This window comes from Cobetia sp. MC34 (genome assembly GCF_018340035.1).
Taxonomy (GTDB): Bacteria; Pseudomonadota; Gammaproteobacteria; order Pseudomonadales; family Halomonadaceae; genus Cobetia; species Cobetia amphilecti.
Genome location: NZ_JADPPY010000054.1, coordinates 1 through 12,775 on the forward strand (window position 1 = coordinate 1; position 12,775 = coordinate 12,775).

At 60.0% G+C, this 12,775-nt stretch carries 21 protein-coding genes and 1 pseudogene; 13 read left to right on the forward strand and 9 right to left on the reverse strand.

Annotation, left to right across the window (positions count from 1 at the left end; genetic code table 11):
• From IZU87_RS16440 to IZU87_RS18190, 9 genes and pseudogenes are all read right to left on the reverse strand, one after another.
• Window positions 1-253: hypothetical protein (locus IZU87_RS16440; RefSeq protein WP_213115244.1), on the reverse strand; the 253-nt coding region annotated here is incomplete at its 3' end.
• 18 nt (window positions 254-271) lie between these two features.
• On the reverse strand, window positions 272-742 hold the full coding sequence (locus IZU87_RS16445) for a hypothetical protein (protein WP_213115245.1): 471 nt from the start codon (window positions 740-742) through the stop codon (window positions 272-274).
• An 18-nt stretch (window positions 743-760) separates the two neighbouring features.
• Window positions 761-1,681, reverse strand: a complete 921-nt coding sequence (locus tag IZU87_RS16450; protein WP_213115246.1) for a recombination-associated protein RdgC — start codon at window positions 1,679-1,681, stop codon at window positions 761-763.
• Between the two features lie 568 nt (window positions 1,682-2,249).
• Entirely contained in the window at window positions 2,250-2,525 is a 276-nt protein-coding gene (locus tag IZU87_RS16455; protein ID WP_213115247.1) for a hypothetical protein, read from the reverse strand.
• Window positions 2,526-2,684: 159 nt separating this feature from the next.
• A complete protein-coding gene (locus tag IZU87_RS16460; protein ID WP_213115248.1) occupies window positions 2,685-3,164 on the reverse strand; it encodes a hypothetical protein in 480 nt (159 codons plus the stop codon).
• A 42-nt stretch (window positions 3,165-3,206) separates the two neighbouring features.
• Window positions 3,207-3,626, reverse strand: coding sequence for a PIN-like domain-containing protein (locus IZU87_RS16465; protein WP_213115249.1), 420 nt, complete (start codon window positions 3,624-3,626; stop codon window positions 3,207-3,209).
• Window positions 3,610-4,293 carry a MerR family transcriptional regulator gene (locus tag IZU87_RS16470; protein WP_213115250.1) on the reverse strand — a complete coding sequence of 228 codons (684 nt, stop codon included), beginning with the start codon at window positions 4,291-4,293 and terminating at the stop codon, window positions 3,610-3,612. The genes IZU87_RS16465 and IZU87_RS16470 overlap by 17 nt, the downstream gene beginning before the upstream one ends.
• Before the next feature lie 278 nt (window positions 4,294-4,571).
• On the reverse strand, window positions 4,572-5,066 hold the full coding sequence (locus IZU87_RS17810) for a S24 family peptidase (protein ID WP_225348113.1): 495 nt from the start codon (window positions 5,064-5,066) through the stop codon (window positions 4,572-4,574).
• 30 nt (window positions 5,067-5,096) lie between these two features.
• Window positions 5,097-5,303 (reverse strand): annotated as a pseudogene (locus IZU87_RS18190) (helix-turn-helix domain-containing protein); the annotation flags it as partial.
• Window positions 5,304-5,677: 374 nt separating this feature from the next.
• On the opposite strand from IZU87_RS18190, the gene IZU87_RS16480 reads away from it, so the two are divergent.
• From IZU87_RS16480 to IZU87_RS16540, 13 genes are all read left to right on the forward strand, one after another.
• On the forward strand, window positions 5,678-6,172 hold the full coding sequence (locus IZU87_RS16480) for a phage regulatory CII family protein (protein WP_213115252.1): 495 nt from the start codon (window positions 5,678-5,680) through the stop codon (window positions 6,170-6,172).
• A gap of 81 nt (window positions 6,173-6,253) precedes the next feature.
• The gene (locus IZU87_RS16485) at window positions 6,254-6,574 is read left to right on the forward strand and encodes a hypothetical protein (RefSeq protein WP_213115253.1); all 321 of its coding nucleotides are present in this window, start codon (window positions 6,254-6,256) and stop codon (window positions 6,572-6,574) included.
• Window positions 6,575-6,615: 41 nt separating this feature from the next.
• Window positions 6,616-6,831 carry a hypothetical protein gene (locus IZU87_RS16490; RefSeq protein WP_213115254.1) on the forward strand — a complete coding sequence of 72 codons (216 nt, stop codon included), beginning with the start codon at window positions 6,616-6,618 and terminating at the stop codon, window positions 6,829-6,831.
• Window positions 6,828-7,727, forward strand: coding sequence for a DnaT-like ssDNA-binding domain-containing protein (locus tag IZU87_RS16495; protein WP_213115255.1), 900 nt, complete (start codon window positions 6,828-6,830; stop codon window positions 7,725-7,727). Before IZU87_RS16490 ends, IZU87_RS16495 begins: the two co-directional genes overlap by 4 nt.
• Window positions 7,669-8,421 carry a replication protein P gene (locus IZU87_RS16500; RefSeq protein WP_349305198.1) on the forward strand — a complete coding sequence of 251 codons (753 nt, stop codon included), beginning with the start codon at window positions 7,669-7,671 and terminating at the stop codon, window positions 8,419-8,421. Before IZU87_RS16495 ends, IZU87_RS16500 begins: the two co-directional genes overlap by 59 nt.
• 96 nt (window positions 8,422-8,517) lie before the next feature.
• Entirely contained in the window at window positions 8,518-9,306 is a 789-nt protein-coding gene (locus tag IZU87_RS16505; RefSeq protein WP_213115256.1) for a BRO-N domain-containing protein, read from the forward strand.
• Window positions 9,303-9,536, forward strand: coding sequence for a hypothetical protein (locus IZU87_RS16510; RefSeq protein WP_213115257.1), 234 nt, complete (start codon window positions 9,303-9,305; stop codon window positions 9,534-9,536). Before IZU87_RS16505 ends, IZU87_RS16510 begins: the two co-directional genes overlap by 4 nt.
• A gap of 178 nt (window positions 9,537-9,714) precedes the next feature.
• The gene (locus IZU87_RS16515; protein WP_225347799.1) at window positions 9,715-10,017 is read left to right on the forward strand and encodes a hypothetical protein; all 303 of its coding nucleotides are present in this window, start codon (window positions 9,715-9,717) and stop codon (window positions 10,015-10,017) included.
• Entirely contained in the window at window positions 10,014-10,550 is a 537-nt protein-coding gene (locus tag IZU87_RS16520; protein ID WP_213115258.1) for a VRR-NUC domain-containing protein, read from the forward strand. The genes IZU87_RS16515 and IZU87_RS16520 overlap by 4 nt, the downstream gene beginning before the upstream one ends.
• Before the next feature lie 35 nt (window positions 10,551-10,585).
• Window positions 10,586-11,143 (forward strand): hypothetical protein, encoded by a 558-nt coding sequence (locus IZU87_RS16525; protein WP_213115259.1) that lies wholly within the window; start codon window positions 10,586-10,588, stop codon window positions 11,141-11,143.
• A 273-nt stretch (window positions 11,144-11,416) separates the two neighbouring features.
• Window positions 11,417-11,587, forward strand: a complete 171-nt coding sequence (locus IZU87_RS16530; protein WP_213115260.1) for a hypothetical protein — start codon at window positions 11,417-11,419, stop codon at window positions 11,585-11,587.
• A gap of 6 nt (window positions 11,588-11,593) precedes the next feature.
• Window positions 11,594-12,022 (forward strand): type II toxin-antitoxin system death-on-curing family toxin, encoded by a 429-nt coding sequence (locus tag IZU87_RS16535; protein ID WP_349305199.1) that lies wholly within the window; start codon window positions 11,594-11,596, stop codon window positions 12,020-12,022.
• 107 nt (window positions 12,023-12,129) lie between these two features.
• Window positions 12,130-12,660 carry a glycoside hydrolase family 24 protein gene (locus IZU87_RS16540; protein WP_213115261.1) on the forward strand — a complete coding sequence of 177 codons (531 nt, stop codon included), beginning with the start codon at window positions 12,130-12,132 and terminating at the stop codon, window positions 12,658-12,660.
• Window positions 12,661-12,775 lie beyond the last annotated feature (115 nt).

The window sequence follows — 12,775 nt, forward strand, 5'->3', positions numbered from 1 at the left end:
CCAGTCGTTTGGCAGTTGCCAACAGGCCGGCGGGCGTGCGCCTCAAGGTGCTGATGATCTCTTCTTGACTGGGTGATGGCACTGGCTTGCGAGACCTGGTGGCTGGCTCAAGCAGTAGTATCGGGTCGTGACGACCCAAGCGCGTCATGCGGGACAAGAGTGTCCCTTCCCCGATACCGAGCCGCTCGGCATGTTCCGCCATCGTCGCGGTGATGCCATCGACGGTGACCCGAGATCGAAGAAAGAGCGTCATGCTGGCCTCCTTGAGTGATTACGTGGCGGGCTGAGCTTCGCCACCCATTGCCATCTGTTCGAATGCTTGCAGCAGAGTGGTAGCCAGTTTGTGGTAATCGTCATCGGCGTTGCTGGCGGCTTGGTGGAATCGGGATAGAGGATTCGCCCGAACAGGCGCTGTCTTCCCCTTGGCGTCTTCTCTTTTACCCGGGCAAGGTGAGATGCCTATCTCCCTCGTGGCTCGCCTGCGATGTATCTTCATGACCTCGAGAATCAGGGATCGCTTTTCCAACCATTCGCTTTCGGTAATTTTCAGCGAGCAGTCGTTGAGGCGCACCAGGCAGGGCTCGTTGTTCTCATCGCTATGCCAGACCCAGCCGGGGCACGCCGTTGACTCGAGGCCATTCATCCGCGGATGACGCGGCCAGCAAAGCAACTGATCAGCAGCCTTCACAAGTGCTGCTTCTCGTGGGTCTGTATAAATCTTGTGATTCGAGTGGTGGGCCATGCTGACTTCCTTGAGTGGTTACGTGGCGGGCTGAGCTTCGCCACCCATCCATGAGATGAGGTCCGATGCCACCTGGTCGAGCAGGCCAGCCATCAGTGCGAAGTCTGCTTCCAAGCGCAGCACCGGGTCTTCGTCATCATCCTGGGCGTTGGCCTCATCGATGATGGCGTCTGCGAAGTGCAGCTGCTTGAGCGACATGTCATCGCAGAGCATCATTGCTACCTTGCCATCCAGCTCAACGCTCATCTGGCTGACGATGCGCCCGAGGCTGAGCGCGGTCTGTATCTCTTCACCATCAAGGTCGTACAGGCGGGCGCGGAGCACGCCATCCTCACCACCTGGCGCCGTGAGCGTGACAGCATCGCCGACGATGAGTCCTTCCGGACGTGAGCTCACATCCTTGAGCCAAGTCGTCATGACCTGTGATGGCGGCTGAGCGACTGCCAGCGGCGTCACCTTGAGGCTACCGAGCGTATGTCGCAGCAGGTCCAGCACCTCTTCGGCCCGCTTGGCCGTGCTTGCGTTGATCGCGATCAGTCCGCTGCGGCGACTCCACCACAAGTCTGTGCGCTTGGAGCGCGTGAAGGCCCGGGGCAGGAGCTCCTCGTATATCTGCTCCTTGAGTGTCAGCTTCTCCCGCCGGCGAAGCGGTCGGCCTTCAGTGGCTTCACGCTCAGCCACTCGCTCATCCAGCTCATCCTTGATAACGCTCGATGGCAGGATGCGGTCCTGATAGAGCGCCGAGATCAAGTAGTGGCCGGACACCTCATGCACCAGCGCATCGCTGTCTCGCCCTGCTGGCGGCACCCACCCGATACGCTTGGCCTCAACCCCAGACACCGGGCGGAACCGATACTCGGGTAGGCATTCAGCCAGACGGCCATCATCAAGCGGCGTGCTGTCGTGCAGACGGTAGAGCTGTAGATTCTTGAACCACATGGAGGCTTCCTCATGGATGGTTGAGCGCACAGGTCAGCCCCCAGAAGAGACTGGCGTGTGAGCACAAAAAGGCCCACCGGTTGGGGTGGGCAAGGTGCGCCGAGAGACACGATGAAAAGGGTGGTGCCAAAAGGCCTCGCCAGGGACATGGCGAGGAAGCACAGGCACTTCAGGGAAAGCGTATCGGTAAGCCGTCGCGCTGTGTGATGGCATTGCCAATGCACTCTCGGGTGGGCTCTGCCATTGGCAAAGCCCCATACCATTCCCAGTATTTCGACAGCCCTGGGCGGCGTACTCCCAGCGGCCTCTCGCGTGTCTAGCGCTACGGGCGGGCTGGGCATGCCTGATTGTTAAAGAGCAGCCGCATTGCCCGGCGGTTCGGGACTCATCAGGCGATACCGGCAGTGCCGATGCCCTCTGATAAGCGCTGTCTCTCCAGCTGTCACACCACTTGCCCAGGTGTCGGGGGTAAGGCCGCTAGCGCAAGGGAGGAACCGGCGCCTTACCTGCGGGTGGTTATGCTCGTAATCCCACTGGCACCACCTGCTGGCCGTGGGGCGAGGCGGGATCAGCGACTGGCAAGCTGCTGACCATGCGTAATCTGAGGGGTGCAGAGGCTGGCGGCATTGCGATGGAAGTCCGGCCAGCCGCGGCGCTGTGATTCGGTGAAACCGGCCTTGGCGTCTTCCTGCCACATGGCGGTCATCTCGCAGTATTCGGCTTCGCTGGCGGTCAGCTGGCGCGGGCCATCGGTCTGCTGGGTGAGGCTGGCGAGCGTGACCAGACCGCCGACGATGACGGCGAGGGTGATAGCTGAACGATGCTTACGGGCTGTGTCGGTCATGGGCTGCTCCAATCCACTCAGTGACGATGGCGATGTGCCGTGTCGATGGATCAAATATGAACTATCGGTTCAGCTGCAGTCAAGTACCAAAAGTACATCTTGTGATTTAGACAATAAAAAACCCGCCACGATGGGCGGGTCAGATGGCCTGCGGGAGGCTTAGCGGTCTGCGTTCTCGATGCGTCGCTTGTACGCCTCGGCGGCCTGAGTGTCTGTGCCACCGTGTTCCGCGTAATCGAAGCTACCGGCTGGAATGGGGGCTGGCTCCCGCGTCTTTTGTGGTTGGGGAGGGGCTGGCGGTGGGGTGGGGGATTTCGCCCCGTGCGCGGGCTTGCTGGCGGTCAGTGCGCTATTACGACCGCAGTGATGACAGATGGTGGCCTGCTTGGGAATCAGTGAGAGGCAGTGCGGGCATTCCTTGTCAGTGGACTTGGCGCCGCGCAGTCGGCGGCGCTTGAGTTTCACCGGGTCGCCCGGCATGGCGATGACGTAGAGCATGCCCATCAATGGTGTGCCGAAGAATCCCACCGCGCCCGCCGAGAGGACATCCACACCCTTGTAGTACGCGGCATGCATCACGGCCAGCCAGGGCAAAAAGAAGAGAGGGAAAAACAGAATCATGATGATAGCTGCAGACATGAGTTCGCCTCCTTGCGAGTCATGTTGAAGGTTAACTGAGCTTTACTTTGCCTGACTCAATCTTTCACCCTTTAAAGTTGGGGTATAGTTGAAAGGAACCTCATACCAATACGCATTCTGCGATGATATGAGGATTTTTGATAGATCAGGCCACCACTTGAGTAGTTGGAGAGCTATTACCCACCCTTTCTTTTTGGACCATTTTTTGTCGAGATTAATGATAGTCAGTCCCGATGATCGAAACACAATTTTTTCTGGTGCACCTTTGTCAAATTTGTCTTTTGACAGGATTGCCCAGTTGCCTTCAGCTCGGAGTGTCTCTAACCACTCATGATCTGGAGTGCCGGGCTTAAATTTTTCTGTGGCATGCACAAAAGTATGATTTTCATTGAGTAACTTTTGTAAGTGGTTCATTGCGGCCGCGAGGGCTGGGCTGATGTTTTCATCAATGAATATTCGCACCAACTGCTGTCCTTGTTTCAAAGTTGGCAGCACGTATCACTTCATCTTCCGTGATTCCAAACTGTCTAGCCACTATTTCGGCATTGCCGTCCTCAGCCTCAAAAGCCTGGGCAAGAGTTCTAGTCGGCATGCAGCTGGGTAAGACATGAGGTTTGCCAAAGCCGATTTTTGGGTCTACGCGGATATTTTCGTCAGACGGATCAGGTTGCCACCACTCCGGAATTTCATTTTCATTGAAATGGATCATCTCCAGAATTGAAGGCTGCATCACTTCAGTAAATACATGTTGGAAAGTTGTCACATCTGACATGCATTCGTCGCCACTCTCTTTCAGAGTGTTAAGGAAAATCGCTCGGCCATCAGTAGAAAGTCTAGGATTGGTCAAGGGGTAGTCATCTGAATACTTCTCGCGCAGGTTGATAAGCGCGGCGCGAATAGCTTGCAGAGATACCTTGTGCTTACGTAGCGCCGACACAGCCTGTACCTCGAGAAGATCTCGAAAGCTAATGGCTTCACTGGCACCGAGAGCACTGGGCTCTGGCTCCCACAAAGGCTTTCGCCTGTCACTTTCGGATAGCAACCAGCGCCGGATGGTTTTGGAATCTATGCCTGTCAGCTTTTCAGCTTGTTTTGGGCTGTAGAGCCCTATGCCAGTCAATGTTTTCATGGGCATCACCTCTCAAATTTTGATGCCTTCCCTTTTATATCAATAGGTTATGTGTATTTGGGCACCCTTCGGTATATACAGTTTAACTCACTCCGTCACTGGCGTCGCAGTCCCTTCTCTCGCTCCTTCGACAAATTGACGTGGGCCCACCACACGGGAGGGCCGCGAGTGACATAGGAGGGTGTCACCAGTGACACGGGGAGGGGCGCACCAGTGCTACCCCCAGAACCTACCTATTAGAACCACTCTCTCTGGTTACGCGTGCGCACGAGGATTTCTCAGGCAAACACTTCCCACCAGAAGACTCGGCCGATGATCTTCGGGGCATCCGGATCGCCCAGAGTGTAGACCTCCTCCGGGTACTCGAAATGGTTATCGCTGACCACTCGCATGCGGCCCAGCGGTAAGCGGTAGAGGCGCTTCACGCGCAGCATGCCGCCATGGTCCAGCGCGTAGATCTTGCCATCGATGATGTGGCGGCAGCTCTTGTCGATGCCGATGGGTGAGCCGTCAAAGATGGCTGGCTCCATGGAATCCCCGGAGACGGTGGCGCAGGCGGCCTGCTTGGGGTCTACCCCGGCACGCGCCAGGCGCGGCAGGCTGAAGCGCATGTACGCCCCGTGGTTCTCGATGACTTGAGTGCGGCCATCGCCCGCCGCCATCTCGACTTCGCGGAAGTAGGGGATTTCCACCTCATCCTCAGCTAGCGGAGCATCGCCATCCACGATTTCAGTTTCATGGAAGACCAGCTCGTTTTTCCTGGTCTCCCGCATTGGGCCAGTCCCGAACCTCAACCACTCCGCGCGTACGTTCAGCCCTTTGGCGATCGCCACCAGCTTAGCTTGGCCTGGCATTGACTCGGCATTGAGCCATTTGCTCGCAGCCTTGGGTGTAACGCCAGTGAGGTTTTTGAGGTGCACGCCCTGGCCCCGATCAGGTATGCCCTGCTCAGCTAGTGCTTTCTTGAGGCGGGAGACGAACTCATCCCTTTCTGTCAATGAATGAACCATGGGTCCAATGATGATTGGACTTGCTTTGACTTTCAGTACACGTCTATTATGTACTTTTGGTACAAATTGAAGGGTGAGCAAATGAACTCCTTGCGCGAATTGGTCGAGCAGGCAGGAGGTGTGGAGGCGGTATCTAAGGCATGTGGAGTTTCAATCCGTGCCGTTTACAAGTGGATCGAAAAAGGATGCCTACCGAGGACTGAGTACACGGGTGAAACCTGTCATGCAGAGGCCATCGCGGAGATATCACCTGCTGGATGTGACGCTGCAAACATTCGAGCGCTGTTCACGCCCAAGAGAAGCACCGCCTGACACCAACAGCATAGCCAGCCGCCCATATCGGCTTAAACGGAACGAACACGGAGAGATTCACCATGGACAGCCATACAGCCCCCGAACGTGACATGGATACCTATCTGGATGCGGTGCATGACGTGGTTTTCGAGTGCTGCCCCAAGGTGCTGGCAAGCGATATCGGCATGTCGGTGAAGTCGCTTTACCGCCGGGTGGCCGAGGACGACCCCATGCCGATGCGACTGATCGACGTGGTGGGGGTCTTCTGGAACGTGGATCGCGAGCACCAGTTGCGCCTGATCGCCCCGTTCCTCGATCACCTGGGCATGGTGGCGGTGCCGCGCTGCGAGAAGGGCGAGGTGAGCCGTGGTGACGTGTTCGCGTCAGTGCTGGATGCCCAGCAGGGGCAGGGCGCGATGGCAGCGCTGATTCAGGCGGCGATTGCGGATGGCGAGGTAGACGAGGAAGAGGCGGCGCAGCTTGAAGCGCAGCACAAGGCCATTGAGCAGCAGATGAGCACCCTGATGGGCCAGCTGCAGGCGATGCGCAAACCGCTGAAGGTGGTGGGCCGGTAACCGGGCACCAGATACGAAAATCCCTCGAAGGCGTCGAAACCAATCCGGGGGAAGCATCTCACTATGCCAAGGGAGTATGGCATGACGATCAAGACGAGTGAAGCCAGGCAGATGTTGACCAGCTATCGGGGTTGGAGCTGTGAGTCCCTCAAGGCCGAGACCTATCGGCTGGCGGTGATGATCGAGAAGCGTGAGCGCGTGGGTGGCGTGATTGATCTGCGCATGAGCATGCAGCACCACCTGGCCGTGGTGGCCTTGCTGGAGTGCGGCAAGGTGCAGGGTGAGACAGCCCGGGAAGATGCCCGCCGCACTCTGTCGATCGACCACCACATGAGCGAGGCAGGCCGGTTTGAGCGCTTGTCACTGGGCGTGGCAGCCAAGGGCGATGAGGTATCGGCATGAGCATCACGGCACGAATGAGTTCAGCACGCCTTGAGACAGAGATGTCCCGTGCTGGCCGCAAGGTCGCCAAGCTGAAGGAGCTGCTGCCGGACCAGCCGCGCCTCTCCGGCGAATATCACTCGGCCTACGCCACCTGGCACCAGTGCAATGCGTTGCTGGCGGCCCGCCGCGGTGACAAGGACGGCGATCTGGGCAGCATGCAGTGGCATCAGGCCCGCGCTGCCAAGTATCTGACGCTGGCGGGAGGTGAGGCATGAGTCTGCATGCGATGAGTTGGGCGCGTGAGGTGATGCCCGAGATGCCGGAGTCGATCAAGGCGGGCCCGCGTCTGTTGTTGTTGCTGATGGCCGATTACGCGAACGAGCAGGGCGTGTGCTGGCCGTCCGTCCGTCGCTTGGCGGATGAGATGGCCTGCTCACGCAGCACGGTGCAGCGTTCGATTGAGGCGCTGGTGGTGCATGGATTGATGACGGTAGTGGCGCGCAAGACGCCGACCGGCCGCCAGACCTCGAACTTCTACCGCCTCGCCATGGGCAATGATCAGCAGCAACCGCAAGCCGCCGATGAGCCGTCACCGGCAGAGCTCGAGGCGCTGATGGCGGGTAGCGATGAGGAAGAAGTGCCTGCTGAGCCTGCCACCGCACCTGCCCAGGCCGAGCACCCCATCTTCGCCAACGCTGCCCAGCAGGCTGACAACGGCCAGCCGCAAGCGACTGCCGGCGCCCGTCAGGTGCCGATGACGCTGGACTGGCAGCCGGATGCCAGCCACTGGCAGACAGAGACGGTGCGCCGGGGCGATCCATCCCTGACGTGGGATCAGGGCGAGCTGGCGGACTTCACCGCGCACTTCGCGGATCAGCCCGGTCGGACGTACTCGCATCATGCCTGGTGCGCCAAGTTCGTGCGCTGGGTGAGTGATAACCGCAAGCGAGAGGCGGCCCGCCAGGCACGCATGAGCCAGAACGCCAACACTTCATCGAACAACACTGCGCGCAACGCTGGAGGCTCCCATGGAAGCCGTCGCTCAACTGGTCCAATCCGTAACTCGAAACTCTCAGCCGCTGAAGGGCGTGCACTCATTGAGCAGCGCCGCCGTGAACAAGCCGAAGGCCAGCCGCCGTCCGGCGACGTCATCGATGGCGAGTGGCTGTGATGACCTGCCACGGGTGAGCCAGAAGGCGGTGGATGCATTGTTCGATCGCTTGGCCCAATTGCATGGCGCCCACTGGCATCGCCGCTGCCGTGAGATGGGGTGGGGCACTGAAGAGAATGGCCAGTGGGTGAGCTGTGACGTGGAAGGTGAGTGGCTGGCGGCCCTGAGTCATCTGAGCGCCCAGCACCTGCGCTGTGGCTTGCAGGCCGAGAAGGCCCGCACGGCCAAGTCACTCCAACAGCGTGGCAACGCCTTCCCGCCGGACAGCGCCATGCAGTTCGCCGAGCTATGCCAGATGACGCCCGAGGGGCTGGGACTACCGGACTTCGATACCGCCTGGCAGGCATTGCAGGACCACGCCTTCACCGGCAAGCCGTATCCGCATGAGGCCATCGCTGCCGCGGGCGAGCACATGGACCTTCACGGCATGGCCTCGGCCAGCTATCAGCGCATGGACAAGCACGAACGTGCCTTCCGCGTGTACTACCAGCAGGTGGTGGAGCGATACGCCCGGGGTGATGACCTCCAGCCGCAAGCGGCCATTGGGCATGACGGTCAGCTGTCACCGGCAGAACGTGCCGCCATGGCAGGCCAGGCCCGCGCCCAGCAGCAAGCCGAGGCCTCTGGCCTGCCTCACGCCATGAATGCCGATCAGGGGATGCGTTCCCTGCGTGCCGCACTGAAAGGAGCTTGACCCATGAACAATGTCGTTATGCCTGGCGCCAGCAGCACAGCAAGGATCGGATCTGAAATCGAACCCTTGACCATCTCATCAACAGGAGCCCAGCCCATGAGCAACGTCGTCCCGTTCGAGTTTGATACCCAGCAGGTCCGTGTGGTTGAGAAGGATGGTGACAACTGGTTCGTGGCAAAGGACGTGGCGCTGGCGCTTGGCTACCGCGATGCTCCCGAGATGACTCGCGTATTGGACGAGGAAGAAAAAGCCTACACAAAAGTGCGCACCCTTGGTGGCGAGCAGAATCTCACGGTCATCAGTGAGTCTGGGCTATATCACGCAACCTTCGTGTGCCGGAAGCCGAATGCAAAGCCATTCCGTCGCTGGGTGACAGAGGAGGTCCTGCCGACCATCCGCAAGACCGGCAGCTATCAGGTGGCTCAGCCTGCGCCGGCCCCTGTAGACCCCACCACGGACATCTCCCGTGCCTCGGCCATTGCCAGTGCGCTCGATGGCGCTGCCCGGGCGTTCGGCTTTGACGACAACATGCGCTTGCTCTCGGTGAATCAGGCCGTGCAGAAGCGTACCGGCATCAACCTGCTGGAAGAGCTGGGGGCGACCCACCTGCTGAGCCCGATGAATGAGCGCTACTTGACCCCGACCGAGCTGGGCATGCCGTTGGACATGAGCGCGATCGCCATCAACCGACTGCTGCGCGACAAGGGCTTCCAGCGTCAGGAGCGTGACGGCAAGGGCAAGGCGTACTGGGTGATGACTGAGGCAGGCCGCCAGTCAGGTGGCCGCATGCTGGATACCGGCAAGCGACACAGCGACGGCGCACCGGTGCAGCAGTTGAAGTGGCCGGAAAGCATCGCAGAGGCGCTGCGGGAGGATGCGGCATGAGCCCGAAGCATACCCCCAAGACAGCCACGCCCGAGCTGACTGTGGTGCCGGAGCGCTTCTGGTGTGAGGCGTGTGGTCGCTGGCGGCCCGCAAGTCAGATGAAAGAGCAGGTGAGCAAGTATGAATGGCAGTACCTGCTCGAGTGCAAAGAGTGTCAGTCGAGCAAGGGCCATGCCCACCGGCCAGCAGTGAATGTCAGCCGTCGCTTGAAGCAGGGTGGCGCCCGATGAGCTATCGCCCCGCCGGCAGCTTCAAGCGCCCGAATCGTTCAGCCCTGCGTCGCTGCTTTGCCTGCGGTAGGCGAGTGGCTGTCCATCAGCTGGCGGCGTGCCTGGGGACGTGCAAGCGCTGCATTGCCCTGGGCGCTCCCCGCTTCAATGCCAATGGTGAGCGGCTGAGGGGGCAAGCGTGACAGAGACCACGCCCAAGCCCGCTGGCGGTCCACTTGCCCGCAAGGCCGCGATGTTATGCCAGGCCGAGGGATTCCATCGCTATCTGGATCAGGCGCGCCGCGCCCGACACGGCATCGATACCAATGTGCTGCCGGATGGTACGCACAAGGAGGAAGACGCGGTGGACTTCATTCGCACGGCCTGTGGGGTGAAGAGTCGGGCCGAGATCGATCATGAGCCGAGGGCGGCGCACATGCTGCGCCGGATCATCACCAACTATCGCCGCTGGCAATCCAATCAGGTGAGGGCATCGTCATGAGCTGGGCAACACATCCTTCCGCCAAGGTGGCGGCCCGCAAGTCGCCGAACCGTACCGCCGGCCAAGCCCGCAAGTCGGCGCCACGCATCGACCGTGAAGGGTTGGAGCAGAAGGTTCTGATTCGCTGGCTCAAGGGCGAGAAGCTGCGCGGCAAGCCGGTGGGCGTGCTGCTCGAGGATGTCACCTATCACGTCCCCAATGGTGGCAAGCGCAACAAGAAGACGGCTGCCGACCTCAAGGCCCAGGGCGTGCGTGCTGGGGTGAGTGACCTGGTAGTGGCCAAGGCCCGTGGTGGGTATCACGGGCTCTACATCGAGTTCAAAGCGGCGCCGCCACATGATGCCGCCCTGGCGAAGTCCCAGCGCGAATGGTTGGAGAAGATGGAGGGCAATGGCTATCTGGCGGTGCTGGCCAAGGGCGTGGATGAGGCCAAGGCAGTGCTGGTGGCCTATGCGAGCTGGCCCGAGACAGTGGTGGCCGGTGAGCCGGAGGTGATGCCACATGGCAGTGAGTGGTGTAAGGCAACGGCATAGTGCTCACGTAGCAACCCAAGGCAGGAGGGCAGGACATGCAGCGGATCGAGGATATGGGGCTGGCGGAGACCTTCCGTCTGATCGAGAAGCTGCCGGAGGGCGTGAGGCGTCAGCAGGCGTTGGCGCATGCTCTGGATGAGCTGCTCGAGGAAGAGATCGAGTATCGCACCGGGCTGCGCCATCAGAATGCCGGATGGCATCAGGTGTCATCGGTGGGCGGTATGGGGGAAGGGCGTGGCGAGTGCACGGGGCTGGTGGATCACGTCGGCAAGGCGGCAGAGCGCTATCAGCAGGAAAGCCAGTGGCGGACGATGGCGGCGGCACTGCTGTCACGCCTGACCGATCGCCAGCGCATGGCGGTACTGCTGGCGGCCTATGCCATTCCGCCGGTGCAGCATTGCCAGTCGCCGCGCATGATGACCCAATCGCAGGCCGTGGCGGCGCAGGTGGCGATTCTGGCGCGGCTGGGCTGGGTGCCCGGGGCTGTGAAGGTGGAGCCGTTCAAGTCGGCCAAATCGATGCAGTGTGCGGCATCTCGTGGTCGTGAGTCGCTACTGCATATGGTGCTTTCTCAAGCCGAAATGGCTGCCTGACTACCATATGTTGCAAAAACGAGGGTTTGAGGGTACGATCCAGCTACTGTGTGATTCTTGTGTCTCTGGATCACCACTCATTTCAAGGCCCTGCCATCTGGCGGGGCTTTTTCGTATCTGCTCTGAGGTGCGGTGATAGTGAGTGAGCCAGAGTGAGCTATATTGAACTCAACAGGTGATTGGCGTAGCCTTCACTCGTGAGCACGCGACGACGACCCTGGCCAATGGCACAGGGCGTTTTTGTCGGTAGCCACTGAGACTTTGGAGGTCACTATGAATCAGGCACTTATGAAAAAAGAGCGACTCGTCATCCCTTCCCGCAAGGAAGGTCAGACGGCGACTGCTCGCCCCTGCCTTGGTGATCACCGTGCTCAGGTCGAGAAGGCTCGTGATCGCTCCTTCGCTCGCTATGAGAACGCTTACCGCGAACTGGCCAAGGTATAACGCTGCGTGACGTGTGAAGACGGCATTGGCGGCATTCGATATCTGTCGGTTGAAGATATCGTCAGCATGAATCAACGCATGCTGGCGCTGACTCCCAAGGAGCCATGCGGCATCAAGAGCCAAGGCAATTTGGAGAGCTCTCAGCAACGCCCTTGCACGTATCGAAGCTACGCGCAGACTGACGATATCTTTACGCTGGCTGCGGTGCTTGGGTCTTCTCTAGTCCAGAACCACTGTTTTGAAAATGGCAACAAGCGCACTGCTGCTGGTTGTGTGTTCGATTTCCTGCTCATCAATGGGTGGGAGTTGACGGCACCGGACATAGATATCGTGCTCATGTACGAAGGACTTGCTTGCCACGATTACACTGAGGAAGAGTTCGCTGACTGGCTCTACTACTGGTCACGAGAGTTCGACTCAACAGACCTGAACTGAAGCACGGCTGATATAGCCAGTGGTTGCCGCCCTGTCGGCGCCACCCCACATAACGCCTCGCTGGCTTTCCAGCGGGGCGTTTTTGTTTCTGCCTACCGGTGACGCCCATGCCCGCACATGCCCCCGCGCACTGGCTCGATGAGGTCGAGCTGGTGGGCTTCGATGCGCCTGTTGATCCGGCAGCTGATGATGCCAGCAATCTGGCGGCCTTCCTGGACACCATTGCCTATGCCGAGGGAACGCCGCGCTTCAGCTCGATTGAGGGCTATGACGTACTGGTGGGTGGCAAGACCTTCGATGGATTCGATGATCACCCCCGCCAATCGGTGTGGCTGAAGTCGTACAACATCCACAGCACTGCAGCTGGCCGGTACCAGTTCCTGGTAGGGACGTGGGATGACCTGGCCAAGCGCTTCCGCCTGCCGGACTTTTCGCCAGCCTCGCAGGATGAGGCTGCCAAGCAGTTGATCCGCCAGTGCCGGGCATTGGGGCTGGTGTATGACGGGCGCATCGCTGAGGCCATCCACGCCTGCCGGCGCATCTGGGCGAGCCTGCCAGGGGCAGGCTATGGGCAGCGCGAGCTTGATACCGATGAGCTGCTGGGCGTGTACGTGCGTGCTGGCGGCCACATCGCATAACGATAACGACGAACTACGCAGGGCCTACCGACTCAGGAGGCCATATGCATGATGACGACCACGAGCCCGCCGATATGCCACACCGCGATCCATCGACATGGCAGATGCTGCTGGA

Excerpts from the sequence above, each read along its gene's own strand:
- IZU87_RS16445 (WP_213115245.1), bottom strand. The coding sequence starts at position 742 with ATGGCCCACCACTCGAATCACAAGATTTATACAGACCCACGAGAAGCA.
- IZU87_RS16450 (WP_213115246.1), bottom strand. The coding sequence starts at position 1,681 with ATGTGGTTCAAGAATCTACAGCTCTACCGTCTGCACGACAGCACGCCG.
- IZU87_RS16455 (WP_213115247.1), bottom strand. The coding sequence starts at position 2,525 with ATGACCGACACAGCCCGTAAGCATCGTTCAGCTATCACCCTCGCCGTC.
- IZU87_RS16460 (WP_213115248.1), bottom strand. The coding sequence starts at position 3,164 with ATGTCTGCAGCTATCATCATGATTCTGTTTTTCCCTCTCTTCTTTTTG.
- IZU87_RS16470 (WP_213115250.1), bottom strand. The coding sequence starts at position 4,293 with ATGAAAACATTGACTGGCATAGGGCTCTACAGCCCAAAACAAGCTGAA.
- IZU87_RS17810 (WP_225348113.1), bottom strand. The coding sequence starts at position 5,066 with ATGCGGGAGACCAGGAAAAACGAGCTGGTCTTCCATGAAACTGAAATC.
- IZU87_RS16480 (WP_213115252.1), top strand. The coding sequence starts at position 5,678 with ATGGACAGCCATACAGCCCCCGAACGTGACATGGATACCTATCTGGAT.
- IZU87_RS16485 (WP_213115253.1), top strand. The coding sequence starts at position 6,254 with ATGACGATCAAGACGAGTGAAGCCAGGCAGATGTTGACCAGCTATCGG.
- IZU87_RS16490 (WP_213115254.1), top strand. The coding sequence starts at position 6,616 with ATGTCCCGTGCTGGCCGCAAGGTCGCCAAGCTGAAGGAGCTGCTGCCG.
- IZU87_RS16495 (WP_213115255.1), top strand. The coding sequence starts at position 6,828 with ATGAGTCTGCATGCGATGAGTTGGGCGCGTGAGGTGATGCCCGAGATG.
- IZU87_RS16505 (WP_213115256.1), top strand. The coding sequence starts at position 8,518 with ATGAGCAACGTCGTCCCGTTCGAGTTTGATACCCAGCAGGTCCGTGTG.
- IZU87_RS16510 (WP_213115257.1), top strand. The coding sequence starts at position 9,303 with ATGAGCCCGAAGCATACCCCCAAGACAGCCACGCCCGAGCTGACTGTG.
- IZU87_RS16520 (WP_213115258.1), top strand. The coding sequence starts at position 10,014 with ATGAGCTGGGCAACACATCCTTCCGCCAAGGTGGCGGCCCGCAAGTCG.
- IZU87_RS16525 (WP_213115259.1), top strand. The coding sequence starts at position 10,586 with ATGCAGCGGATCGAGGATATGGGGCTGGCGGAGACCTTCCGTCTGATC.
- IZU87_RS16530 (WP_213115260.1), top strand. The coding sequence starts at position 11,417 with ATGAATCAGGCACTTATGAAAAAAGAGCGACTCGTCATCCCTTCCCGC.
- IZU87_RS16540 (WP_213115261.1), top strand. The coding sequence starts at position 12,130 with ATGCCCGCACATGCCCCCGCGCACTGGCTCGATGAGGTCGAGCTGGTG.